Source organism: Caloramator quimbayensis (assembly GCF_900167605.1).
Classification (GTDB): Bacteria; Bacillota; Clostridia; order Clostridiales; family Caloramatoraceae; genus Caloramator_B; species Caloramator_B quimbayensis.
Genome location: NZ_FUYH01000014.1, coordinates 12,928 through 39,211, shown reverse-complemented (window position 1 = coordinate 39,211; position 26,284 = coordinate 12,928). Strand labels below are relative to the sequence as shown.

Annotated in this window: 24 protein-coding genes and 2 riboswitches; of the genes, 2 read left to right on the top strand and 22 right to left on the bottom strand. The window is 33.4% G+C overall.

What is annotated here, in order from left to right:
* Positions 1 to 12: 12 nt before the first annotated feature.
* From gpmI to B5D15_RS09805, 21 genes are all read right to left on the bottom strand, one after another.
* Positions 13 to 1,542, bottom strand: coding sequence for a 2,3-bisphosphoglycerate-independent phosphoglycerate mutase (gene gpmI, locus B5D15_RS09905; RefSeq protein ID WP_078696966.1), 1,530 nt, complete (start codon positions 1,540 to 1,542; stop codon positions 13 to 15).
* Between the two features lie 11 nt (positions 1,543 to 1,553).
* Complete coding sequence (gene tpiA / locus B5D15_RS09900) at positions 1,554 to 2,300, bottom strand: triose-phosphate isomerase (protein WP_078696965.1); 747 nt, start codon at positions 2,298 to 2,300, stop codon at positions 1,554 to 1,556.
* Positions 2,301 to 2,326: 26 nt separating this feature from the next.
* Positions 2,327 to 3,514, bottom strand: a complete 1,188-nt coding sequence (locus B5D15_RS09895; RefSeq protein WP_078696964.1) for a phosphoglycerate kinase — start codon at positions 3,512 to 3,514, stop codon at positions 2,327 to 2,329.
* Between the two features lie 110 nt (positions 3,515 to 3,624).
* The gene (gene gap / locus B5D15_RS09890) at positions 3,625 to 4,635 is read right to left on the bottom strand and encodes a type I glyceraldehyde-3-phosphate dehydrogenase (RefSeq protein ID WP_078696963.1); all 1,011 of its coding nucleotides are present in this window, start codon (positions 4,633 to 4,635) and stop codon (positions 3,625 to 3,627) included.
* Positions 4,636 to 4,700: 65 nt separating this feature from the next.
* On the bottom strand, positions 4,701 to 5,735 hold the full coding sequence (locus B5D15_RS09885; protein ID WP_078696962.1) for a sugar-binding transcriptional regulator: 1,035 nt from the start codon (positions 5,733 to 5,735) through the stop codon (positions 4,701 to 4,703).
* Positions 5,736 to 5,884: 149 nt separating this feature from the next.
* Positions 5,885 to 7,252, bottom strand: a complete 1,368-nt coding sequence (gene rpoN / locus B5D15_RS09880) for an RNA polymerase factor sigma-54 (protein ID WP_179122255.1) — start codon at positions 7,250 to 7,252, stop codon at positions 5,885 to 5,887.
* 114 nt (positions 7,253 to 7,366) lie between these two features.
* Positions 7,367 to 8,302 (bottom strand): ABC transporter permease, encoded by a 936-nt coding sequence (locus tag B5D15_RS09875; protein ID WP_078696960.1) that lies wholly within the window; start codon positions 8,300 to 8,302, stop codon positions 7,367 to 7,369.
* Positions 8,295 to 9,368 (bottom strand): ABC transporter permease, encoded by a 1,074-nt coding sequence (locus tag B5D15_RS09870; RefSeq protein ID WP_078696959.1) that lies wholly within the window; start codon positions 9,366 to 9,368, stop codon positions 8,295 to 8,297. The genes B5D15_RS09875 and B5D15_RS09870 overlap by 8 nt, the downstream gene beginning before the upstream one ends.
* The gene (locus tag B5D15_RS09865; RefSeq protein ID WP_078696958.1) at positions 9,365 to 10,900 is read right to left on the bottom strand and encodes an ABC transporter ATP-binding protein; all 1,536 of its coding nucleotides are present in this window, start codon (positions 10,898 to 10,900) and stop codon (positions 9,365 to 9,367) included. Before B5D15_RS09865 ends, B5D15_RS09870 begins: the two co-directional genes overlap by 4 nt.
* A 147-nt stretch (positions 10,901 to 11,047) precedes the next feature.
* Positions 11,048 to 12,133, bottom strand: a complete 1,086-nt coding sequence (locus B5D15_RS09860; RefSeq protein WP_078696957.1) for a BMP family lipoprotein — start codon at positions 12,131 to 12,133, stop codon at positions 11,048 to 11,050.
* A gap of 235 nt (positions 12,134 to 12,368) precedes the next feature.
* A complete protein-coding gene (grdD, locus tag B5D15_RS09855) occupies positions 12,369 to 13,529 on the bottom strand; it encodes a glycine/sarcosine/betaine reductase complex component C subunit alpha (protein ID WP_078696956.1) in 1,161 nt (386 codons plus the stop codon).
* 11 nt (positions 13,530 to 13,540) lie between these two features.
* On the bottom strand, positions 13,541 to 15,073 hold the full coding sequence (gene grdC, locus B5D15_RS09850) for a glycine/sarcosine/betaine reductase complex component C subunit beta (RefSeq protein ID WP_078696955.1): 1,533 nt from the start codon (positions 15,071 to 15,073) through the stop codon (positions 13,541 to 13,543).
* A 101-nt stretch (positions 15,074 to 15,174) separates the two neighbouring features.
* On the bottom strand, positions 15,175 to 16,476 hold the full coding sequence (gene grdB, locus B5D15_RS09845) for a glycine reductase complex selenoprotein B (RefSeq protein WP_078696954.1): 1,302 nt from the start codon (positions 16,474 to 16,476) through the stop codon (positions 15,175 to 15,177).
* 22 nt (positions 16,477 to 16,498) lie between these two features.
* Entirely contained in the window at positions 16,499 to 16,972 is a 474-nt protein-coding gene (grdA, locus tag B5D15_RS09840) for a glycine/sarcosine/betaine reductase complex selenoprotein A (RefSeq protein ID WP_078696953.1), read from the bottom strand.
* A 17-nt stretch (positions 16,973 to 16,989) separates the two neighbouring features.
* The gene (locus tag B5D15_RS09835) at positions 16,990 to 18,276 is read right to left on the bottom strand and encodes a glycine/sarcosine/betaine reductase component B subunit (RefSeq protein WP_078696952.1); all 1,287 of its coding nucleotides are present in this window, start codon (positions 18,274 to 18,276) and stop codon (positions 16,990 to 16,992) included.
* 48 nt (positions 18,277 to 18,324) lie between these two features.
* Positions 18,325 to 18,645, bottom strand: coding sequence for a thioredoxin TrxA (gene trxA / locus B5D15_RS09830; protein ID WP_078696951.1), 321 nt, complete (start codon positions 18,643 to 18,645; stop codon positions 18,325 to 18,327).
* Between the two features lie 11 nt (positions 18,646 to 18,656).
* Positions 18,657 to 19,586 carry a thioredoxin-disulfide reductase gene (gene trxB, locus B5D15_RS09825; protein WP_078696950.1) on the bottom strand — a complete coding sequence of 310 codons (930 nt, stop codon included), beginning with the start codon at positions 19,584 to 19,586 and terminating at the stop codon, positions 18,657 to 18,659.
* A 17-nt stretch (positions 19,587 to 19,603) separates the two neighbouring features.
* Positions 19,604 to 19,984 (bottom strand): GrdX family protein, encoded by a 381-nt coding sequence (locus B5D15_RS09820; RefSeq protein WP_078696949.1) that lies wholly within the window; start codon positions 19,982 to 19,984, stop codon positions 19,604 to 19,606.
* Between the two features lie 81 nt (positions 19,985 to 20,065).
* Positions 20,066 to 20,162: riboswitch (glycine riboswitch) on the bottom strand.
* Positions 20,163 to 20,342: 180 nt separating this feature from the next.
* Positions 20,343 to 21,182, bottom strand: a complete 840-nt coding sequence (locus B5D15_RS09815) for a DegV family protein (protein WP_078696948.1) — start codon at positions 21,180 to 21,182, stop codon at positions 20,343 to 20,345.
* Between the two features lie 14 nt (positions 21,183 to 21,196).
* Positions 21,197 to 21,664, bottom strand: a complete 468-nt coding sequence (trmL, locus tag B5D15_RS09810; protein ID WP_078696947.1) for a tRNA (uridine(34)/cytosine(34)/5-carboxymethylaminomethyluridine(34)-2'-O)-methyltransferase TrmL — start codon at positions 21,662 to 21,664, stop codon at positions 21,197 to 21,199.
* A gap of 121 nt (positions 21,665 to 21,785) precedes the next feature.
* Positions 21,786 to 23,141 (bottom strand): radical SAM protein, encoded by a 1,356-nt coding sequence (locus B5D15_RS09805; RefSeq protein ID WP_078696946.1) that lies wholly within the window; start codon positions 23,139 to 23,141, stop codon positions 21,786 to 21,788.
* A 228-nt stretch (positions 23,142 to 23,369) separates the two neighbouring features.
* On the opposite strand from B5D15_RS09805, the gene splB reads away from it, so the two are divergent.
* Positions 23,370 to 24,389, top strand: a complete 1,020-nt coding sequence (gene splB / locus B5D15_RS09800) for a spore photoproduct lyase (RefSeq protein ID WP_078696945.1) — start codon at positions 23,370 to 23,372, stop codon at positions 24,387 to 24,389.
* Between the two features lie 141 nt (positions 24,390 to 24,530).
* Here splB and B5D15_RS09795 read toward each other — a convergent pair whose 3' ends face one another.
* Positions 24,531 to 25,352 (bottom strand): Cof-type HAD-IIB family hydrolase, encoded by an 822-nt coding sequence (locus B5D15_RS09795; protein WP_078696944.1) that lies wholly within the window; start codon positions 25,350 to 25,352, stop codon positions 24,531 to 24,533.
* A 138-nt stretch (positions 25,353 to 25,490) separates the two neighbouring features.
* Positions 25,491 to 25,592: riboswitch (TPP riboswitch) on the top strand.
* A gap of 31 nt (positions 25,593 to 25,623) precedes the next feature.
* Here B5D15_RS09795 and thiT point away from each other — a divergent pair.
* Positions 25,624 to 26,259 (top strand): energy-coupled thiamine transporter ThiT, encoded by a 636-nt coding sequence (gene thiT / locus B5D15_RS09790; protein WP_078696995.1) that lies wholly within the window; start codon positions 25,624 to 25,626, stop codon positions 26,257 to 26,259.
* Positions 26,260 to 26,284 lie beyond the last annotated feature (25 nt).

The window sequence follows — 26,284 nt, the reverse complement described above, 5'->3', positions numbered from 1 at the left end:
TTTTTTCTCCTCCTATAATATAATTGGTTCTCCTGTCATTTCCTTTGGAATTTCAAGGCCCATACATTTTAAAATAGTAGGCGAAATATCACAGAGCCTTCCTCCATCCCTTAATTTGACATCCCCTTCACCAATCACTATAAAAGGTACTTTGTTTGTAGTATGAGCTGTGTAAGGCTCACCTGTTTCATAGTCTATCATCTGTTCAGCATTACCATGATCTGCTGTTATATAAACCGAACCATTTTTTTCAAGAACCCTTTTAACTACCCTGCCAAGGCATTCATCAACAGCATTTATTGCAGAAACGGCCGCATCATAAACACCTGTATGCCCTACCATATCTGGATTTGCAAAATTTAGAACAATAAAATGATATTTGTTTTCATCTATCTCTTTTAAAACCCTTTCAGTAACTAAATATGCACTCATTTCAGGCTGCATATCATAGGTAGGAACTTTAGGAGAAGGTATCAATATTCTGTCTTCATTTTCATAGGGTGTTTCAATGCCGCTGTTAAAGAAAAACGTAACATGAGCATATTTTTCTGTTTCTGCTATTCTAAGCTGTTTTATACCATTTTTGCTTAAATACTCTCCTAAAGCATTAACATACTTTTCAGGCTTATATGCAACATCCACATCAGTAATGGAGTTATCATATAAAGTCATACATACATAGTATACCCTGAAATAATCCCTTTTAAACCCTTCAAATTCTTTATCAACAAATGCTCTTGTTATTTCCCTTGCCCTATCAGGTCTGAAATTAAAAAATATAATTGAATCGTTTTCTTCTATTTTTGCAGTTATTTTATCATCTTTAACGATTACAGTTGGGAGAACAAATTCATCTACCCTGTTTTCACTATAGGATTTTTCTACTGCTTCCCTTGCACTGCCTGCTATTTCTCCTTCACCTTTAACCATCGCATTATAGGCAAGTTGAACCCTATCCCATCTTTTGTCTCTATCCATTGCATAGTATCGTCCTGATATTGTCGCTATTCTACCTATACCAATCTCTTTCATATAATTTTCAAGCTCATCGATATAGGTAAGAGCGCTCTGAGGAGGTACATCCCTTCCATCGAGAAAACAATGAACATAAACTTCAGATAATCCTTCAGATTTACAAAGTTTTAATAGAGCTTTTAAATGATCTATATGGCTGTGTACCCCTCCATCAGATAAAAGTCCGTACAAATGCATTTTACTGTTGTGTTTTTTTACATTATCAATAGCGCTTAAAAAGGCTTCATTCTTAAAGAACCTTTCCTCTTTAATCTCTTTATTTATTCTTGTAAATTCTTGATATATTATACGTCCTGCACCTATATTTAAATGACCAACTTCAGAATTTCCCATTTGTCCTTCTGGAAGTCCAACATCCAGTCCACTTGCACTTAAAGTTGTATGCGGATAATTATCCCAATAATAATCGAAGTTGTTAGTTTTTGCATTAGCAATGGCATTTCCATCTTTTCTTTCATTTATTCCCCATCCGTCAAGAATAAGTAACATGCGAAGTCTGTTTTGCATCATAATCCTCCTTAAAAGTTAACAATAGCAGCAAATTCATCTGCTTTTAAGCTTGCTCCTCCAACCAATGCTCCATCTATATCGCTCTGTGCCATTTGTTCCTTTATAGTCGAAGCTTTAACACTTCCTCCATATTGTATTCTAATCGTTTCTGCAGTATTTTCATCATACATATTTCTAATGTTCTGTCTTATAAAAGCAATAACTTCATTTGCATCCTCAGCTGTAGCTGTCTTACCAGTTCCAATCGCCCAAATAGGTTCATAGGCGATTACCATATTCTTAACATCCTCTGCCTTTATATCTTTTAAATCCTGTTCAAGCTGCATCTTTATAAGTTCAAAAGTTTGATTGCTTTCTCTCTGCTCCAAAGTTTCTCCAACGCAAAGTATTGGTTTAACACCATATAAGAAAGCTGCTTTTAGCTTTTTATTTATGAGCTCATCATCTTCTTTAAAATACTGTCTTCTCTCGCTATGTCCGATTATCACATATTCAACTCCAAGTTCTTTTAGCATTAATGGTGATACTTCACCCGTAAATGCTCCGCTTTCTTCATAGTACATATTTTGTGCTCCAACTTTAATGTTGGTATTTTCAACAAGAGTAACTACCTGAGGAAGTGATGTAAAGGGCGGACATAAAACTACCTCGCAGTTTGCATCCTTTACCTTATCTATTAATGCTAAAACAAGCTGTGCAGCTTCTTTTCCTGTTTTATTCATTTTCCAGTTTCCGGCAATTATTGGTCTTCTCATTTTAATCAACCTCTTTCAAATATCTTTTATTTATTGTTAAGTGCTGCTATACCAGGAAGTTCAAGCCCTTCTAAAAATTCGAGGGATGCTCCTCCTCCAGTTGAGATATGAGTCATTTTATCAGCATATCCAAGCTGCTCAACAGCAGCTGCTGAATCTCCTCCGCCAATTATTGTAGTACCATTTACTTTTGATAAAGCCTCAGCTACCTTTTTAGTTCCGTTTGCAAATGCAGGCATTTCAAATACTCCCATAGGACCATTCCAAATTACTGTTTTTGCATCACTAACTGCTTCTTCAAATAGTTTTACTGATTCAGGTCCTATATCAAGGCCCATAAATCCTTCAGGTATTTCAGTCTTAGACACTTCCCATGCAGCATCTGCTTTAAATTCCTTAGCAACGATATGGTCAACTGGAAGATAGATTTTTACTCCCTTTTTATTTGCCTTATCGAGCATTTCCTTTGCATATTCAACTTTATCTTCTTCAACAAGGGAGTTTCCAATTTTAATTCCCTGAGCCTTAAGGAAAGTATATGCCATTCCACCGCCTATTACAAGTCTATCAACTTTTTCAAGAAGGTTATTTATAACTCCTATTTTATCTGAAACTTTAGCACCGCCTAATATTGCAACAAAAGGTCTTTCAGGATTTTCAAGAGCTTTTCCCATTATGCTGATTTCTTTTTCTATAAGGAATCCTGCAACTGATGGTATATAGCTTGCAATGCCGGCTGTTGATGAGTGTGCCCTGTGAGCTGTTCCAAAAGCGTCGTTTACAAATATATCAGCAAGAGATGCAAGCTTCTTTGCAAATTCCATATCGTTCTTTGTTTCTGTAGTTATAAAACGAACGTTTTCAAGAAGAACAACATCTCCTTCTTTCATATCACCTGCCAGCTTTACTGCATTTTCTCCAACAACTTCCTTATCCTCAGCAAGAAGTACTTCTTTCCCTAATAGCTGTGAAAGCCTTTGAGCAACTGGTTTTAAACTGTATTTTGCATCATAGCCTTCCTTTGGTCTTCCAAGGTGTGACATTAAAATAACCTTAGCACCATTTTCGATTAAATAATTTATTGTTGGAAGTGCTCCAACTATTCTTCTATCATCTGTTATATTCCCTTCTTTATCCATAGGAACATTAAAATCACATCTTACAATAACTTTTTTTCCTTTTACCTCGATATCTCTTACAGTCTTTTTATTCATAGTATCATCTCCTTATTTATTTATAAAAGTAATGTCCGGCCCTATAAGAACCGGACACGATTTATAATCTTAGCTGATTATCCGGCCACAATCCGGAATTTTCTTATGTATTATAATCTTTCAGCTACGTAATTTACAAGGTCTACTATTCTGTTTGAATAACCCCATTCGTTGTCATACCATGCAACTACCTTAACCATATTTCCTTCAAGAACCATTGTTGAAAGAGCATCAACTATTGAAGATCTTTCATCTCCTCTATAGTCTATTGAAACGAGTGGCTGCTCTTCATAGCCAAGTATTCCCTTCATTGAACCTTCTGCTGCTTCTTTTAATGCTGCATTTACTTCTTCAGCAGTTGTTGCTTTTGACACTTCACAAACAAGATCAGTTACTGAAACTGTTGGAGTTGGAACTCTTAGAGCAAAGCCGTTAAGCTTACCCTTGAGGTTTGGAAGAACTTTACCAACAGCTTTAGCTGCTCCAGTTGTTGTTGGTATTATTGATTCAGCTGCTGCTCTTGCTCTTCTTAAATCCTTATGTGGTAAATCAAGTATTCTCTGGTCATTTGTATAGGAATGTACAGTTGTCATTAAACCTTTTACTATTCCAAACTTTTCGTCAAGAACTTTCGCAAAAGGAGCAAGACAGTTTGTTGTACATGATGCATTTGATATTACATGGTGGTTTGCAGGATCATACATATTTTCGTTTACTCCCATAACAATTGTAATATCTTCATCAGTTGCAGGAGCTGATATAATAACCTTCTTTGCACCAGCTTCAATGTGTGCTGCTGCCTTTTCCTTCTTTGTGAAAAGACCAGTTGATTCAATAACGATATCTACTCCAAGATCTTTCCATGGTAAATTCTTTGGATCCTTTTCAGCAAAAACTTTAACTTCTTTTCCATTTACAACAATTGAATTATCCTTTGCTTCAACTGTTCCATCGAATTTTCCAAAACATGAATCATATTTCAAAAGATGAGCAAGAGTTTTAGTGTCAGTTAAATCATTAATTGCAACAATTTCAATATTGCTGCCTAATTTAGTCTGAGCAATTTTAAATGCATTCCTTCCAATTCTACCAAATCCATTAATAGCGACTTTAATAGTCATATTATCCCTCCTAATATATTTAAATTGTTATATAATCTGCCTTGATTTTTAATCTTAGCAGTACATCACTTTTTAATATCACCCTTTAATTTCAATAACTCCAAAGCACATCCTTCATCGGTTACTAAAACCATATTAGGATTTTTTGTTTTAACTGCCTCAACTGCCTGTGCCTTGCTTTTTCCCCCAGCAATTGCAATAATATGCTCAATATTTTTAACATCTTCAAAATCTAAAGTCATTGTGGGAGTCTTATATATAATTTCACCGGCTTTATTAAAATAGCAGCCAAAAGCTTCAGCAACAGCTCCTTTTTGAAGAAGCTCATTTATTTCATCATCAGAAAGGCCTCTTCTTTTTGCCATTTCATCTGCTCTTCCTATCCCAAATATCAGTATATTAGATTTTGAAATTTTTTCAACTGTATCCTTTATATCTGGCTCATTAAGCATCGTTTCAAGAGCGTCACGGCTTAAATTATCGGGAACATGTAGTAATTTATAGCCTGCACCAATTCTTAAAGCAAGTTTTGATGCAAGAGTGCTTGCCTGAGTCTCAACTATTCTGCCTATTCCACCGCGCGCCGGAATTACAAGAAGATTGTTTTTGTTTATTTTTGGAAAATTTTCTACAACCTGTGCTACAGAACTTCCTCCTGTAACAGCAATAATATAATTATCTTCTATAAGGCTTTTTATATAGTTAGCGGCAATCCTTCCCATTTCTTTAAGAACTGTATTGTCGCTTTCGATATCCCCTGGGATAACTTTAACTTTATTAATTCCAAGATATTTTTGCAAAGTCTCTTCTATATTAGAAAGTCCGCTTATTTCATGAATCATTTCCTCTAATTTTTCAAGTATATTTTCTCCATCTTCTGTTATCATCATTCCAATAGAATTTATATCAACAAGTCCCTGCTCTTTTAAAAAGCTCACTTCAGTTCTTACAATTCTCTCCCCCATGTTAAGTTCCTGAGAAAGAGCTCTTCTTCCTATCGGCTGATTATAATATATGCTCTTTAGTATTTTATATCGTTTTTTTAAAAGTTCAATCATCTCAGGAATTATTCTTTGCTGAAGGCTGAGAATATTATTCATCCACTTCACTTCCTTTGGATTATTCTTGTCCCTATGGATGATTTTTGTCCCATCCATCTCAAAAGTTATGGGACATCATATGTCCCTTTGTCATTTATCTGTCCCACATCTTAAATATATCATTCATTTTGTTTTTTTTCAATATATAATTATAAATTATAGGATTTTATGTTATTTTTTCTTTTAGAGGAAGAAGGTATATTCATTTCTTCTCTATACTTTGCTACAGTTCTTCTTGATATGTTTAATCCTTCATTATTCATTTTATCTGCTATTTGCTGGTCTGATAATGGATTTTCAATATTTTCAGACTTAATTATTTCTTTAATTCTCTCTTTTAATCTAACTGTTGAAATATCCTCCCCTGTTTTAGTTTGTATTCCTTTTATAAAAAAATTCTTAATTTCAAACAATCCTTTAGGAGTTTGTATATATTTTCCCTTTACTGCCCTGCTTACAGTAGATTCATGAAGTGATGTGATATCAGCTATTTGTTTTAATGTAAGAGGTTTTAAATCGCTTCCATATTCAAAAAAATCAATTTGATACTCAACAATGGCAGTAACAACTTTTTTGATGGTTTCTATCCTTTGCTCAATGCTTTTTATAAGCCACAATGCTGAAGACAATTTTTCTTTTACATAATTATACTCAGGACAGTTTTTATTATTAATAAGTTTCCTATACAATGAGTTTATTTTTAAATTAGGAACACAATCTTCATTAACTGTTACAACATATTTACCATCTATTTTTTCAAGTATAACATCGGGTACAATATACTTAGTTTCATCAGAGCTATACCTAACACCCGGTTTTGGATCAAGAGTTTTTATTATATTTATATACTCTAAAGCTTTTTCATTGCTTATTCCGTTTTCCTTTGCTATTTTTATTATATTGCCCTCTCCTACTTCTTGAAGCATCGTATTTATTATATTTTCCAATATAGGATCATCAATATCCCTATTTTTTAATTGTATAATAAGGCATTCCTTAATATCCCTCGAACATACCCCAGAAGGCTCAAAGGTTTGTATAAGCGAGATTATTCTTTCAACATTTTCAATATTAACATTAAGCTTTTTTGATATTTCATTGATATCAGTTGTTAAATATCCATTTTCATCTATACAATCAATTACAAAATCCCCAATCTTTCTATCTATTTTATTTATCGGTGACAACATCAATTGTTCTTTCAGATAATCCCAAAGAGATGTTTGTTTTATTACAAAATTCAAAGGTGAAATATATTCTTTGTCCTCATCAAAATTTTGTTCTTCATCTCTATATTCATCTAAGTAATTGATAAAATCTATTATTTCTTCCTTATCTTCTTTTTCTTCCTTTTCTTTTTCATCCCTTTCAAGAAGAGGATTTTCTATAAGCTGTTCTTCAACATACTCATTTAGCTCGACTGAATTCAGCTGCAAAAGCTTTACAGCAAGCTGCAGCTCCTGAGTCATTATAAGTCTTTGTTCCTGTTGAAGTTTAAGATTATAATCGAGCTTCATAAGCATACCTCCAAATTTTTCTGAATGTTGATTTTTTATACGAAAATATTATAACATATTTCAACAAATTCTTATAGTATAGAGGCTTAAAAAAATAAGCATCCAATTGGATGCTTATTTCTCTCCTTTTTCGTAGGGTATTCCATCGGCCGCAGGAGGAACTGTTTTCCCTACAAAGCCTGAAAGAACTATCATAGTTATAATAAAAGGTATTGCTGAATAAAACTCTGTTGGGAATGGCCATCCCAATCCTTGAGCAACGATTTGGAACGCATCTGCGAGGGCAAATATTAAACATGCCCAAAGAGCTCCAAAGGGTTTATAATTACCAAATATCATAGCTGCAATTGCAATAAAACCCTTACCACTAACCATACCTTCTCTAAAAAGATTGGTATTGCTAAGGGATAATGATGCCCCTCCAAGCCCTGCTAATGCACCAGATAATATTACACAAAGATATCTTATTCCATAAACACCGATGCCTAATGTGTCTGCTGCCTTAGGATGTTCACCAACAGCTCTTATTCTAAGCCCTAATGGTGTTTTATAAAATATGTAATTTGTAACTATTACTAAAGCAATAGCTATAAATACATACCAATTAAGTTCCCCAAGGAATTTACCAATAACAGGAATACTCTGCATTGCTTCTTTAGGATAATAAAGAGGTGTTACACCATCAGTTTGTCCTTGCCTATTAAATAGAACCATTAATAGGTAGCTTGTTATTGCAGCAGCAAATATATTTATAGCAACACCAGATATAGTCTGATCAGCTTTTAAATGTATGCTCAAGAAAGCATGAACAGCTGCTATAGCTGCACCAGAAATTACAGCAAATATGATACCTATCCATGGATTATTAGTTTTAAAGGAACCATAAACTGCAAAAAATGCACCAATCGTCAGCATTCCCTCAAGGCCTATGTTAACTACACCTGATTTTTCTGAGAAAAGTCCTCCAAGGGCAGCAAATATTAATGGAGTTGCAAGCCTTAAAGTTGAAGCAAGCAGTGCAACAATTATAGGAAGTCCTGTGTTATTCATTTAAAAGCGCCCCCTTCTTTCTCTTTTCTGCAATCCATTTATATACATAATCAGCTGCAACAAATATAAGTATTATAGCTTGAATTAAAAATACTATTTGTTTTGGTATATTTGCCATCTGAAGTGAAATAGAGCTTGTATTTAGTGCTCCAAATAAAAGAGCTGAGAATATAATTCCTATTGGATTGTTTTTAGCAAGAAGAGCAACAGCAATTCCATCAAAGCCATAACCCGTAAAGCTAACCATCTGTATTGCATGATGCTGAATCCCTGATACATAAACTGCTCCTCCAAGACCTGCTATTCCTCCAGAGATAGCCATAGCAAGAATTATATTCTTTTTAATGTTAATTCCTCCGTATTCAGCTGCATATTGATTTATTCCAACAGCCCTGATTTCATATCCCCATGTAGTTTTCCAAAAGAATATATATATGAGCACCACCATTAAAAGACCTATATAAAGTCCTATATTTACTCTATAATCATCTCCTAAAAACCTCCAAAGCATCGCTGAAGGCTGGATGTCTGCAGTCTGCGCAAGACCTTTTTTATTAAACGGTCCCATTATAAGGTAATTAGAAAAATATAATGCTATATAGTTCATCATAATTGAATTAACTACTTCATTTGAACCTACTTTAGCCTTAAGATATCCTACTATCCCTGCCCATAGAACTCCTGCAAGGGTTCCAGCAATAAGTACGAGTATTACATGGATTACAGGTGGTATCCCTGGAATTATACCAACGATTGCTCCAACTGTAATGCTTATCATAAACTCTCCTTCTACTCCTATATTGAAAAGCCCTGTCTTAAAGGCAACAGCATTTGCAAGCCCAGTAAAAAGAAGAGGTATAACATATACTAAAGTCTCAATAAAACTATCCTTTCTTCCGAAACTTCCATTCCATATAGCCTTGAACATAACCTGAACGCCTTTAAAAAAGCTTATATGTTTTGCCCACATAACAAATATAACTGCTACAAACATAGCAACTATTATTGAAATTAAAGGGAATAACAATGATGAGGCTACAGATTTTATTATCTTTTTATTTTTCATTGTACCCCTCCTTTACTTTGCGATTCTAATGTTCCTCCAGCCATAAGTATTCCAAGGTCATTTTCTGTTGCATCCTTTGCATCAAGGACTCCAACTATTTCTCCATCATAAATTACAGCTATTCTATCAGAAAGCGCCATAACTTCATCAAGCTCTAATGAAACAAGAAGTACACCTCTGCCTTTATCCCTTTCAGCAACAAGCCTCTTATGAATATATTCAATAGCTCCAACATCAAGTCCACGGGTTGGCTGTGCTGCTATTATCAAATCAGGATCCTTTGCAATCTCTCTTGCAACAACCATCTTCTGCTGATTTCCTCCTGATAAGCTTGATGCAGCCACATCCTCATTAGGAGTTCTAACATCAAATTCATCAATAAGCTTCCTTGCAAATTCCTTTATTTTTGCATAGTTCATCATTATTCCATTAGCAAAAGGTTTTTTACTATGCATACCTAATATAGAGTTTTCCGCAAGAGAATATTTTAATACAAGTCCTCTCTTATGCCTGTCCTCAGGTATATTGCTTATACCAGATTCTATTATTTCTTTAGGACTTTTGCCAGTTACATCTTTATTATTTATTATAACTTTTCCGCTTTTAGCTTTCCTAAGTCCTGTTATTACCTCAAGGAGTTCAGTTTGACCATTGCCATCTACACCTGCTATACCAAGAATTTCACCTGCCCTAACCTGTAAATCTATTCCCTTGAGTGCTAAAAGTCCTCTATGGTCGAGAGCTTCAAGTTTTTCAACTTTAAAGATTACTTCCTTTGGATTAGCAGGTTTTTTTTCAACAACTAAGTTTACCTTCCTTCCAACCATCATCTCAGCAAGCTGCTCAATATTAGTCTCCTTAGTATTAACTGTATTTATTACCTTTCCACGTCTTATAATTGTTACTCTGTCACTCATACCCATTACTTCCTTTAGTTTATGGGTAATTAATATAATGGATTTGCCCTCTTTAACGAGATTTTTAAGTATTACACCTAATTCTTCTATTTCCTGAGGTGTCAAAACCGCTGTAGGTTCATCGAGGATTAAAATTTCAGCTCCTCTATAAAGTGCTTTTAATATTTCAACTTTCTGCTGCTGTCCAACTGTAATATCTTCAATTACAGAATTAGGGTCTATTTTAAATCCATAGGCATCTGCAATTTTTTTTGTATCCTCTACAGCTTTATTCATATCCAAATTTATAGATTTTTTAGGTTCTTTACCCAAAACAATATTTTCTGCAACAGTAAAATTCTGCACAAGCATAAAATGCTGATGAACCATACCAATTCCATTAGCAATAGCATCCGATGGGGATTTAATATTTATTTTTTTCCCCTTTACAAATATTTCTCCTTCATCAGGCTGATATAGTCCATATAGTATATTCATAAGAGTGGTTTTCCCTGCTCCATTTTCACCAAGCAAAACATGTATTTCACCTTTTTTGAGCTGAAAGTTTACGTTTTCATTTGCTCTAACTCCTGGAAATACCTTTGTTATTCCTTTCATTTCTACAACAAAATCCATTATTCATCCTCCTCTCCATCTTTCTATATGGCTTAAAAAAGCTAGATGCTGGAGCATCTAGCTTTTAATTACCCCTATAATTATATTTCAATATAAAATTGATAATAATTATAGAAATTCTCCAAATAAGTCTGTCTAAAATGCTGACTATTTAATTTCAACTGGCTGGAATTTCTTAACATCATCGAGTGTAGAAGGAACAACTATTGTTCCATTTACTATTGCTTCTTTATATTTGTTTGCAAGATCAAGAGTTGATTGCTGAACAGCTGGGTTAACTGTTGGTGATACTCCAACTCCATCTTCCTTAAGTCCAAGAATTAATGTTTTTCCGCCTTGGAACTTATTTTCTATTGTATCTTTAGATGCAGAATATGTTCCAACGTCAACTCTCTTAAGCATTGAGCAAAGAATAACATCCTTTGCATCTGGTACTGTTAAAGCTTGGTCAGAGTCAACACCTATTGCCCATTTTTTCATTTCTTTTGCTGCATTGAATACTCCAAGTCCAACTCCTCCAGCAGCATGATATATAACATCGCATCCTGAATTGTAAAGTGATTTTGCAAGCTCATATCCTTTGTTTATATCGCTGAAGCTGTTTGCATATTTTACATTCTTTCTATTTTCGAGATCCTTAGCTGCCTCAGGATTTACTGACTTAACACCAGCTATAAATCCTGCTTCAAACTTTTGAATAAGAGGCATATCGCTACCGCCTACAAATCCAATCTTTCCAGTTTGGGAAGTCTTTGCAGCTATAACTCCCATAAGGAATGAACCTTCTTCTTCCTTGAAACATATTGACTCAACGTTTGGAAGTTCAACTACTGAATCGATAATAGCAAACTTCTTGTCAGGATATGCCTTTGCAACCTTTGTTAAAGCATCCTGCATCTTAAACCCTACAGCAAAAACAAGATCATTTGCTGAAGCAAGGTTCTTAAGATTTGGTTCATACTGGTCGTTCTGCTTTGACTCAAGTATAACTGGTTCTACAGTATACTCGCTTGCAATCTTATCTAGTCCAGCAATTGCTGCATCGTTAAATGACTTGTCTCCCTTACCACCTTCATCTGTAGCAAGACCAATCTTAACGCTTGTTTCAATTTTTTTAGGTTGTTCCTGCTGTTGTTGCTGTTGTTGTGACTGCTGTTGCTGCTGTTGTCCGCAGCCAGCAAAAAGGCTTGCAGTAACTAAAACAGCTAAAACAATTGATAATAATTTTTTCATTTTTAATACTCCCCCTTTATGTAAATTAATTTTTCTAACAAATAAATATTCTTCATTTTTTTCTAAAATCCTTCTTTTATTTTTTCTTTACTAATTATTTTTTATACATATTCTTATACTTATAATTTATAACATATATTATAAACTTTTCAATATAATTTTATTCAAATATTGAATATATATGTTAATTTTATTTAAACAAATAACCTACTATAAAGTAGGTTATTTGTTTAAATTAGGATATGTATCCTTTTTTGGTTAATACTTCCTTTGCCTTTTCAGCATCTTCATCTGCAACAAGTACAACTGGTCCTGTACACCCCATTCCGCTTTGAGAATATATGTTGTTTTTCCACAATTCTTTAACTGCATTTTCTAATTCAAGTATATCAATTCCTGAAATTGTGAATGTAACAACCTTTTTTGCAGGGGGCTGTATTGGTTCAGCATTTTTATTATCTTCAACTTGATTTACTTCCTTAAGCAGCTCTTTAAATCCAATATTATTTAATTTTTTAAATTCTTCCTCAGCAATTTTAATTATATTGTTTTGGGCACAGGTAGCACAGTATCTTAATGCTTCAGATATTAAAGGTGCTCCTGAGGCCCTCGATATAATACAAATGAGCCTGTGATATCCTTCACCAATTCCAGGACCATAGCCATATCCCAAAGATTCATAATCTCCTCCTGTAGTAAAGGATGAGAATATCTTTATTAAAAGATTTCCTGTTAAAGTGTCTGTAACCATAACATCAGGAGTGCCTGATAGAAGGTCATTCCCTCTCATAACGCAGCCTCCATCAGCTCTGATAGACTCAGAAAAGTTTATTTTATATCCTTTATCATTTATATTTTTTAATATTCTTTCAACTTGTCTTGCTCCATCAACATTTAAAATGCCAATAGAAGGATTTTCTATTCCACATGCTTTTGCAGCTATTATGCCGTAAATCGCATTTTTAACCATACCTTCAACTCTATTTGTCGATGAGGTACCTGTTGTTGTAGATATAATCATTTCCTTTCCTCTGCCCGGAGTAATTACTCTCCCAACTGTTGAAACTCCAATTGGGAAATTGTAATGCTGTGTTACGCAGCCTTGAATTTCTCCACTATCGAGAAGCTCTTCCATTAATTTATGACCTTCTTCATCAGAATTTGCTTCATATGTTTTAAGATTAGTACTAACCTTTGGTCCTATTAATACAACTTCAAAATCTTTATATTTTCTTGATGCTAATTCTGCAGCTTTTATAAGTTCATCCATCCCATGTTCGCTTCCAAGAGTTGTTAATCCTATCTTTACTTTTTTACCAAATTCTCCACTTTGTATTGCATCGGCTATTTCATTAAATACTTCACCAATTATTTTTTTTACATTTTCTTTAGACATAGTATCACCTCTTACTTTGAAAGTAGGTAAGAAGCAAATTCCTTCATAGCCTCTGCCACCATACTTTTTACTTCTTCCTTTGATACTGTACCTTCATCTTCTTTTCCTGAATTCTTTTCTACAATAAAAGATATACCATCAAAAAGATTAGTCATCCTCGCAAGGAATAGACTTCCTTTACCAACTATCATAAATCTATTAATTTTTCCTTCTTTTATTTTTTCCATTCCATGTCCTATTATAGGTACTCCAGAAGGTACATGTCCCTGCGTAGGTGCATATCCAACAAAACCATGATTTTTAACAAATTCAGGAAGATGCGTTCTTTCAATCTGGCCTTTTTTAACTGCAAGAGCACCAATCATCTTATAATTTTGTATAGGTACATCTCCTGCACCAGCGGGTTCAGTAATTTCAGGGTTTTGCATTTCTGGAGCATATAAATCTATATCAGTAAAGCTAAGACCAGTCTTTTCAAGTGGTGCTGCTACTATAGCTTCAATAACAGCCTGAGGAGAAGCCCCGGCACCTATTGAATGTTTTCCTACTGAATCAGTTCTTATAACAGGACTTACACCATCGTTCTCTGATACAAGAACTGCAAACCCGCCCAGAACATCTTCAAGTATAGGAATACCCTTTTTAACATGATCTCTTCCATTCATTCCAAGCTTTGCAGTAGCTCCACCGCCTACAACTATTATATTTTTAAATACTCCTGATTGAATTAGCCCTGCAGCATTAAGCAGTGCATGGGTTGGTCCTGCACAAAATCCTCTTACATCACAGCCTGTTGCATTTTTAAGACCTGCTATTTCTCCTATAGCCTTTGCAAAATTGCCGCCTCCTCGTTGATTCATATCACCGCAGGCTTCTTCTGAACACTCAATTATATAATCGATTTCATTAGCATCAATTCCAAACTTATCTATAAGATTTAATATTGCAAGAACCCCTGATGCCTTAACTGCAAGGTTTTCTGTTATAACATGGGCAGTTAGATTCTTATCAAATTCGTGTGCCCTTTTAACGCATCCAACCAATTTATTATTTATGTAAAGTCCTTCTGCGCCAACATTTTCAATAAGTTTTTCTATTTCCTCTATTTCCGAGCCATCTTTAAGTTTTGATGCATATACCTTTAGAAGTTTGTGATGTTCAAACTTTTCTTTAACTTCTTCAGTAAATGCCTTTTCAAGCACAACAAGATCGAATACATCGCTTATTTTCATTAATCCATAGAACTCATCCTCAGGCATAATTTCTCCAAATTTACCATACCTTGAGGCATTCTCAATTTTCTTTTCATACCAAGGCCTTTGCATTTTACTAAGCTCTTCTGGGTCAAAATTACCTATGTAGGTTTGATTGACAGGGTAAGAAACAACATCTTCAAAACTTCTCAAATGCTGAGACACTTTTTTTAAATATTCTGAATCCGGATTTGTTTCTCTCTCTAATGTTTGGGTTGTTCCATTATGAATTACCATATCTGGAGTATTAACTAATATATAGCTTGCTCCTTTAATAACTGGAAACATCAAAACACCTCCATAATTTTTAAATTAAAAGCTGGGGTTTTGCCGGATATCAGATTCGGAATTTTATCCCTTTTGATGCTTCGGCTCTGACCCCAGCTATAAAATTAGTCTTCAAATACAGTTTGATCTTCTATTGGAGTTTGAAGAGCTTTTAGTGCTTTTTCAACAAGTTTTCTTCTTAAAGCCTTTTCATCTTCCTTTGAAAGATTTGGGTTACCAAGAGGATGTGGAATAGCAACAGTTGGTACTATCCTATTCGCCCCTACTGTCTTTGATATTGGAACTATTGTACACATATGAACAACTGGAAGTCCTGCTCTTTCAATTTCTTTAACCATCGTTGCACCGCAACGTGTACATGTTCCTCAAGTAGAAGTTAGTACTACTGCCTCAACTCCATCAGCTATAAGTCTCTTTGCTATTTCTGCTCCAAATTTTGCAGCACTTTTAACTGCAGTACCATTTCCAACTGTGGAGTAATACTTTTCATGAAGTTTTCCAATTATGCCTTCTTTTTCAAGTTCCCTTAATACATCAACAGGAAGTACTCTGTCAGCATCCTTATTTGCATAAACAGGATCATATCCTCCATGAGCTGTTTCAAAGGTTTCTTCAGTAAGGTCGTATACACCCTCTATGCTGTATTCTCCAAATTTAGAAGCACTTGAGGACTCAATTTTATCTGGATTTCCCTTTGGAACAATTCCGCCTGATGTTACAAGAGCTATTTTAGCCTTTGTAATATCTAAAACAGGAGGATTAGGAGCAACTTTATCAAACAAAGGCATTACAAACTCGCTTTCAAACTGTTCTCCTTTTATTTTCTTAACGAGCATATCAACTGCTCTCTTTGAACCTCTAACTTCAGCAAAATAATTTTTTCTTATTCCTCTTGGGATATACCCTTCTGCATCAGGAGCTCCAATTGCTTCTCCCTTTGCTAACTTTAATCCTAATGCAGCCATTTTAGGTACAGCATCTCTCATACCTGCTGCATTATCCTTTGTAGATATTATATATATATCCTTTTTAAACAAATCAACACCTGGGTTTTCAACATACATACCTGTTACAACAGGTATATTAAGATTATCCTTTACTGCCTTTGCAATAGTTCCGCAGGCAGTACCATATCTTCCTGCATTAAAGGCAGGACCTGCAATAAATAAATCGGGATTATATTTTTTAATCATTTCTAGTATCTGTGATACAGCGCTTTGGTTTTCTGCAAAATATGAATCTCCGCAGATTACAGTTGCAACAATTTCAGCCTCTCCTTTAAAAGCTGCTTTAAAAGCCATACCTGGCCCTAGGATGCCATCTCTAACCTCTGGTGGAATATTAGCTTTTTCTTCTCCACCTATTTGAGCAAAGAATTGATTTATATAATGTACAACACGTATCATCTATTTTATCCCTCCCCCAAGATTAATCCTTAAACTGGGTATATTGTTCTCTTATTGATTTAACTTCATTTGAAATTGCTTCAACATCAAGAACCATTTCCATCATGCCGCACTGTTCATCAAAAACAGCAGCATCGCATTCATTTTTAATCTCTTCTTCAAGCACATGGTAAACCCTGAGTCCTAAGGATATTCCTGCAAGGGGGCCAGCATAGGTTGGGTCTCCTGCAGTTACGGTTTCTGCTGAAAGGCCGGCAGTCTCAGCCTCTGAACCTCCAAGAAGTACTACAACGTTTTCAGCACCAAATTTTTCTGTTAAATCTTTAACTCTTTGTTGGATCTCCAGATCCATTGCTCCTGCGGCTGTTCAAACGAAACATTCTGTTGAAGCAAATACTACATCAGCTCCTGCACTTTTAGCACATTCTTCAATTGCAGGGCCTGGTATACCATCTCTATCTCCTATCGCAATTACTTTTCTATCCTTTAAAATCATTTTTTTACCTCCCTTTATTAATAAGATTTTGCTGAAAGATAACCAAAGCCTACTTCACTTGTTGCACCAGTTATAACCTGTATTTCGGCCTCAATTGATCCATCGGGTCTTAATGAACCTGCAAATCCTCCAGCAATAATATCTGCAGCTTCTACATGTCCTATAACCTTATCCATCGGAGGCAATACAATAACTTCGTTAGCATTACCTGCTGTAACGACTGCATTACCCTTTGGAGTTGAATCAGCAAGTGACTGAGATGAACCATCACGTCCAGCATATTCATCTGTTACAAGCACAGTCTTAATACCCTTTTCTTCTATTTTATAACAATTCATAACGAGGTCAGCATCAGGGTTCCCAAAACCTTCTTCTGAAATGATAGCTGCATCAGCTCCTAAAAACTCAACAAGCTTTGCAGTATAGTTAGAAGATCTTTCTTTATCAGCGAGGTAAACATTCTCATTTGTTATTACACATCCAATAAAGTTATAATCTTTTCCATGTCTCTCGTATAAGTCTTCTATTATTGGATGATTCATGTGAACGTATGTTGGATTTTTGTCGCACGCTGATACACAGTTTCCGCTGACTATTGCTCCATCAAATACCTCTGTTGGATATATAAAAGTAGGAATAATTTTTTTAGCATCAACTCCATAAACATAGGTATCATGAAGAAGTCCCTGACTTTGAAGCATATAAACATATACTACCTTTGGAAGATTAGGGTATTCTTTTACTTGTTCAAGAAGAGGTTTTGTTTCATAAACCTTTACCTCGTCTGGTTCTACATTTTTTCCTGCCTTTCCTAAGTATGATGCTGCTTTAAGTCCAACCATTCTTACAGCCTGTTCATGTTCATGCTGCATTAGATTATCTACAGGTTCACAGATAAATACTATGTTGTGAGTTTTTGAAAAAGGAGTATATTTTGCACCCTCTCCAGACATATCGATGATTCCTTCCTGGAATCCTACGATTTTACCTGTTGTTACAACTGCTGCTCCCTTTAATACATGGGTTCTTCCAGAGCCTACTGTATCAACCTTTGAAATAAATCCTGGGAATATTCCTCCATTCCCCTCAGCTTTAACTCTTGGCTCGATTACATCCTTTACAGGTATTATTCTTACCTTTTCTCCTGGATGAACGATGTCGACATCGATTGATTTTAGTCTCTCATCTCCTCCTACTTCCTTTAATAATTCTTCTTTGTTTACATAAAGGATGCCATCTTTAACTTCTGTTTTTGAACCGAATTGTACATCTTTGATAAAAATTTTTCCTAATTCAAGGCGCAAAGCCTTCACCTCCCGATTTATTTATATAAAGGATAACCTTTATATTCCTTAAAATTTCTTTAGCATCTCTTCAATATCAGCTGCTGAAGATATTTTATCCGGAGTTAAAACCTCAGCCTTTTCACCATTAACATAAACAATCATAGTTGGAAGTCCTAAAACCTTCTGTGCTATTGCAAGTCTTCTGTTTTGGCTAGTGTTTAGGCTGCAGAATTTAATTTTATCTCCATATTTTTCTTCAAGCTTGTGAACATCTGGCATAAGCTGTTTGCATGTTTCACATTTATCTCCCCAATAGTCGACAAAAACTGGCTTTTCTGTGTAATTTAATACTTCAGCCTCAAAATTATCTTTGTTTACTTCAATCATATAAAAACCTCCTATTTATTAAACTTTTCATTAATATATTCCTCTGCCGCAACTGCAGCTATTGCACCATCAGCAGCGGCAGTGATTACCTGTCTTAAGGATTTTACCCTTACATCTCCAGCAGCGAATACTCCTTCAACATTTGTTTTCATATTATCATCTGTAGGAATATATCCGCCTTCGCTTAAATTGATATGTCCTTTAAATGCAGAAGTAATTGGATTTAATCCTACAAAAACAAACACTCCATTTACTGATATTTCGCTTATTTCTCCAGTTGCAACATTCTTTACTGTTAAACTTTCAAGAATTTCGTCTCCATTTGCCGCAATAACAACACTATTCCAAACAAAATTAATTTTCGGATTATTAAAAGCCTTCTCCTGCAAGGATTTTGCAGCTCTTAAAGAATCTCTTCTATGTATAACAGTAACGCTTTCTGCAAACTTTGTAAGATACAATGCTTCAGTAATTGCAGAATCTCCTCCTCCTATTACAGCAACATCGAGTCCTTCAAAAAAGTCCGCATCGCAGGTAGCACAATATGAAACTCCTCTTCCTCTCAGTTCAAGTTCTCTTTCAAATCCTCCAAGCCTTGGTTCTGCTCCTGTTGCTATTATTATTGTCTTTGCACTATATTCTCCATTTTTACAATGCACTTTTTTTATGTCATTTGAAAAATCTACTGATATTACTTCATCCTTAATAAATTCTGTCCCAAATTCTTCAGCCTGTTTTTTCATTCTTTCTGTTAATGCAGGACCTGTACAATTTTCAATAGAGCCAGGATAGTTTTCAAGTTCTGCTGTAGTCGTTGCTTGTCCTCCAAACTTTCCCTTTTCAATAACTAAAACGCTTAGTTTTGATCTTGAACCATATAATCCAGCAGATAATCCAGCAGGTCCACCTCCAATTATTATTATGTCATAAATACTTGACATATAATTCACCCCTAACTTTAATTATTTATTGCATTATTTATTAAATCATAATCAATAAGTGCAAAATCCTTTAATACATTCTCAGGCCAATTTTTAGGCTGTCTGCTTTCAATTAAATTTTTTGAAACTTCTATGCTGTTTTCAATATACATTAAAGATTGAATATCAACATTATCATATTTATTTTCAGAAATAATAACAGTTTTATAGGGAGTTTCATTTGGTTTTACACTTCCCATTAATGGATGGGTTAACAGCTTATGGCCATAATGTATGTAATCTCTAACTTTTATTAAAACATCCATAAGCGTTCCCTCAATAAAAATCAATTTCGTTTTATTAATCAGAATATTTCGAACATATTCGTTATTTGTTATTATTATTCCCTTTTCTTTCAACGCTATCACACCTTGTATTTTATTAAAACAAAAAAGAATGTAACAGCTTACACCATTACATTCTCTGCTTTTCCAGAGGTCTGTCAGCAAATAATACTTTTGCCTGAGAGTATCATTAAATCCGGTAAATTTAATTTACCCCTTCGGCGCCCTTTAGGGTCTCTCATATTTGCTTCATCCAGAACATATTATTTTGTATTGATATCTTCTATATTCTTATTATAAATTATTGTTAAAATAAATTCAATTCCGTTTTTTGCAAATTATTTTTCTTTTTTGCTCTATCTTTCTTGATTATTCCATTTTATTAGTTATTTTTTTAACTATTTTTTACTATTTCATCATTATTCTATTTAAATTATTTTTCAAAAAAATATACTCCAATAACATTCGGCCCTGAATATGTGGCAATTACTGTTCCAACATCCGGAATCACTATATCTTTTTGAGTTAACTCTTTAACTCTATTTAAAAAATCAGAAGCTTCTTTTTCAAATCCTATGCTTCCAACTGCAAGATTGTAGTCTTTATCTAAATTATTCTCTGATATATACTTTAATAGCAGTTCTATTCCCTTTTTAACTCCTCTCGCCTTTTCCCAAATCAGTAATTTTCCATCCTTCGAATGTATTATAGGCTTAATATTAAGAAGTGTACCTATAGTTGCCTTAGCAGATGATATTCTTCCTCCTTTTTTAATATACTCGAGGGTGTCGAGAATAAAAGCTACTCTAACTCTACTTGAAAGCTCTATTAATCTTTCATATATTTCTGTTATCTCTATTCCTTTTTCAATCATACTTTGAGCTTCCATAACTAAAAGTCCGGTTCCAAAACTTACACTTCTTGAATCAACAACATAAACATTATCTGAACCTATCATCTGTTTTGCAATAAGAGCAGATTGATATGTCCCGCTAAGACCTGATGAAATATGAATAGATATTATATAACAATCCTCTTTTAAAAGATTAGAATAAATCTCATAGAAACTCTGAGGGTTTACTTGAGATGTTTTAGGCAATTCTTTTCCTTCTTTTAAAAATGAAAACAATTTATTATTATCTATATCTATTCTATCTCTGTAACTAATACCATTATAAATAACAGTTAATGGTGCAACTATTATATTCTTTTTTTCAATATAATCTTTAGGAAGATCCGCTGTGCTATCAGTAACCACAAATATTCTCTTCATTTTAACCACCTTTATTATTTCATATTAGGAAAACCCATCTGTTTTAATGCCTCGTAAACTACTATAGATACTGTATTAGATAAATTTAAAGATCTTTCGCTGTCTTCTATCATAGGCACCCTTATCATAGTATCTTTTAATAAATCTCTAATATATTGAGGAATTCCTGAGGATTCTCTGCCAAACATAATAAAATCGCCCTGTTCATATTTGACTTCACTATATATTTTTTCTGCTTTTGTAGTTGATAGAAATATTCTATTATTCTTGTTTTTATCAAAAAACTCTTCAAAGTTTTCATAATATACGACCTGAAGCTTTGGCCAATAATCAAGACCTGCTCTTTTAAGCTGCTTATCATCAATTGTAAAGCCTAATGGTTTTATAAGATGAAGCTTTGAATTTGTAAGCACACAGGTTCTGCCTATATTGCCTGTATTTTGCGGTATTTCAGGCTGATATAGTACTATGTTTAAATTCATAATCCCACCTCCTGTTTTTTTGATATCTTTTATATCTAATTATATCAACTATTATTTTATATAAAAATATTAATAAAATCTATTTTGTTATAAAAAAAATCCTCCATTATGAGGAGGATTTTTAAAAGTTTTGCACCTTCTTAAGTTTTTCATCCCATATTTCTTCAGATACTTTTGCCCATTCTTCTGCTTTAGGCTCAATTTTTGCTGCTAATTCATCAACTGTTTCATCATCTAAAACCTGAGTTGAATATGCATCTGATTCATGAACCATTTTCTTTATCATCTGAGGATTGTCAAGGAGTGGGCATGGTCTTAGATGGTTCTTATTAAATGGCATGTTTCTTCTATATGCCATAAACAAAGGTGACTGCAAAACTTCAATTAATGAGTGTTCTTTAATGTTCATATTTGAATAATGAATAAATGCGCAGGGTTCACAATCTCCATTTGCATTTATATGGAAATATCTCTTTCCACCAGCTATGCAGCCATTAGAAAATTCTCCATCATTCCAAAAGTCCATAACGAATATTGGTTCTGTTGCTCTTATCTCATTTATTCTTCTATACATATATGCTCTTTGCTCAGGTGTTGCCATAAAATCTGTGTCGCTGTCTCTTCCAACTGGAACATAAGTAAAATACCATCCAAACCTGCATCCCTTTTCAATCATTAAATCAATATATTCCTTTGAAGCAACAGCCTCAGTATTATATCTATGATAGCAGGTTGAGAAGCCAAATATAATTCCTGCTTCTTTTAAAATATCCATAGCCCTCATTACAGCGTTAAAAGTTCCCTCTCCTCTTCTAAAGTCAGTTTCCTTTTCAAAACCTTCTACACTAAAAGCAAGAGAGAAATTCCCAACCCTTTGTAATTCCTTTGCAAATTCTTCATCTACAAGAGTTCCGTTAGTAAAAGCAAGAAAAGCGCAGTCATCATGTTTTTCACAAAGCTTTATGATATCTTTTTTCCTTATTAGAGGTTCTCCTCCTGAAAAAATATACATATAAGTCCCAAGCTCTTTTCCCTGTCTAATAATTTTGTCTAAATCTTCAAAAGTTAAATTCCATGTGCTGTATTCCCCTGCCCAGCAGCCTTTGCATTTTAAATTACAAGCAGATGTTGGGTCAATCAAAATAGCCCACGGAACATTGCAGTTATATTTCTTTTCATTTTCAAGCTGAACAGGTATCCCAAAGAATGATGCATTTAAGAAATAGTTAATACCTATTTTTTCTTTAACATTTGGATGAATTTCAGTAAGAAGTTTATAAGTATATTTATACCAATTGCTATCCTTATCATCCAAATATTTCTTTACTGATTTTACATATTTTTTATCCTGTTCTCTTATGCAGATTTTATCAGCCCAGTTAATGAGCTTTGGTATATTATTTTCAGGATCCTTTAGCATGTACTTAACTACTTCCTTTATGGCAGCTTCACCAATTCTTGTTTTAGCAAGGTTCATAACATATGCCCCCTTTTTTTATATTTTTTTCTAATATATTTATATTATTTATTATGTGGTATTTATTACTATTTACCACACTTATTATTTTACTCCTATTTTATTTGAATTTCAAATATTTTTATACCGACCAGTCATGTCATTTTTCGACTTCAAAAGTATATAACATATTTTTTATGTTTTTTTGACATTATAATATATATATATGTAATATTAGGGGTGCTTTTTATGAACTTTTATCCTGATTATGTCTTTATAGAATCTGAAGCTGAAAACTATGCTCTTGGGAAGGAACTAATAAAAAAATTTGAATCTCTGAAAATACCAATTTTTAGTTTTAAAGAGTTTAAAAAAATAAATAATTATGAAAAATCTTCAAAAGAGTTTTATTCTTTTAGTAAAAGAAGTTTAATAGTTGGAATAAAAAAAAGTATGAAGCTTGAATGCTGCAAACCATCAGCAGATTATCAATTCTCTCTTGTTACAGGATGTCCCGGAAGCTGTGAATACTGTTATCTTCAAACAAACCAAAGTTTTAAACCTTTTATAAGAGTATACGTTAATATTGAGGAAATTTTTGATAATATCGATAAATATATAGCTGCATCAATCCCCAATATTACAACCTTTGAAATTTCAAGCTCAAGCGACCCTATAGCAGTAGAGCATCTTACAGGCTCAGTAAAAAAAACTATTGAATTTTTTTCAAATAAGGAATTTGGGAGGTTAAGACTTGTTACTAAATATTCAAATATTGATAACCTTCTAAATATTAATCATAACAACCATACAAAAGTTCGTTTCAGTATAAATTCGGAATATGTTATAAAAAGTTTTGAACATAATACTGACAAAATAGAAGAAAGAATAAAAGCTGCCTCATTAATATATAAATCAGGATATCCATTGGGCTTTATAATTGCTCCAATAATGCATTATGATGGTTGGACTGAAGAATATAGAAAGCTGTTTGAAATGCTGAAAAATAATATTCCTAATCCTAATAATGAAAATCTTTCCTTTGAACTTATACAATATAGATTTACTACAAGAGCTAAGAATGTCATTGTTGATAGATTTCCAAACACAAAACTCGATATGAATGAAGAATCGAGAATTAAAAAATGGGGGCCCTATGGTGTTTATAAATTTGTATACACTAAAGATATTTCAAATAAATTGAAGGACTATATTTCAAATTTAATTATTGATTATTTTCCAAATTCAACAATAGAATACTTTACATAAAGTCTCTCTCTACATTTTTTATAATGATTAATAATATTATCTTAATTAAAAATTTATTAAATATATAAAACCATAGACTTTTGGATGTTATAAATTAGTAATTCCCAAAAGTTCTATGGTTTAAAAATAAATCTTATATTTTTAGCATTCAATTATAAATTTATTTATAACCTTTGCAACTCCATCTCTTTCATTAGTATCAGTTACATAATCTGAAACACTTTTTAAACTTTCTGTTGCATTTCCCATTGCAACACCCAACCCTGCATATTCAATCATGCTTATATCATTTTCATTATCTCCTATACATATAACTTCGTCGCGGTTTATTTTAAAATTTTCAGCTAAAATTTTAACTGCATTACCCTTAGAAACCCCTTCTGTCATAATTTCTAAATTGTTATAATATGAAGATACAATTGATAAACTAAATTCATTGCAGATTTTTTGTCTTAAAATATTCAATTTCTCTATATCATCAGTTGCAAGAGCTACTTTTAATATTTCTTCATTTTCTATAGTTTCCTTAAAATCTTTAACTATTACTATTTTTACTCTTTCATTCTCTGGAACCATTCTGTTCCACTTATCATAATTCGAAGAAAAATTTATAAGTTTTTTAGTATAAATCTTTTCAGTAGTATATAGATGAGGATATATACCAAAGCTTTGAATTATATCTACAAGTTTATATAATAAATCTTTATCGATTGCTTTTTTATATATTATTCTATTTTCATCCTTCTCCCTAATATAAGCTCCATTTGATGCAACTATTGGAGCTGGGGTTTCAATTAAAGATGCATAAAACCTTGCAGAGGTAAATATTCTCCCTGTGCAGACTACGATTTTAACCCCAAGTTCAGAAGCTCTTTTTATTGCTGATTTATTATTTTGTGAAACTTCCTTATTATCATTCAAAAGTGTTCCGTCCATATCAATTGCAATCATTTTATATTTCATCTTTATCCTCCAATTATATCCTATAGTTTAAACATTAATATAATATCATATAATAAATAAAATATACAAATTTAGTATTTAAAATATATTGCATTTTTTTCTTATTTTGTTTATTATAAATATGAAAAATAAAAAACAGCCGTTTGCTAGGGGAGCTTTAAGCTGAGAGGAAGGTCAAACCTTCGACCCTCTGAACCTGAACTGGGTAATTCCAGCGAAGGGAAGCATTATAGTTCTCCTCCTGTTTTACGGTGTAAAGGGAGGATTTTTTATGTCATCTATTACAAACATTTTTTCTGATTTTTCAAAAGTCAAAATTCAATCCTGGGCTTTTATTATAGCCCTTATTGCAGCTTCATTTCTAATAAGAAAAGCTCTTAAAAAAGAAAACTTTTCTACAAAAAAATTGACCCACGCAAGTCTTTGCATAGCTGCATCTTTTATATTATCCTATATAAGATTCTATCATTGGCCTCAGGGAGGCTCAATAACTCCTGGGAGCATGCTGCCTTTAATGCTGTTTGCATATATGTATGGTCCTGCAGAGGGAATACTTGCTGGAATGGTTTATGGTATACTTCAGCTCATTCAGGATCCTTTTATAGTTCACTATGTTCAGGTTCTTCTCGACTATCCTTTAGCCTTCGGCGCTTTAGGACTTGCAGGTTACTTTAAAAAAAGCTTCAGCCTTGGAGTTATTGCAGGTGGATTTGGAAGAATGTTTTTTCACTTCTTATCTGGAGTGTTTTTCTTTGCAAGCTATGCTCCACAAGGCATGAGTCCAATTTTATATTCTGTTATTGTTAATGGAACTATAGTTGGAACAGAAGTTGGAATCTGTTTTGTAATATCCTTAATTCCACAGTTTAAAAATGCAATATTAAAAATAAGGTCTCAAGTATCATAAAAAATGGATGCAAAGCATCCATTTT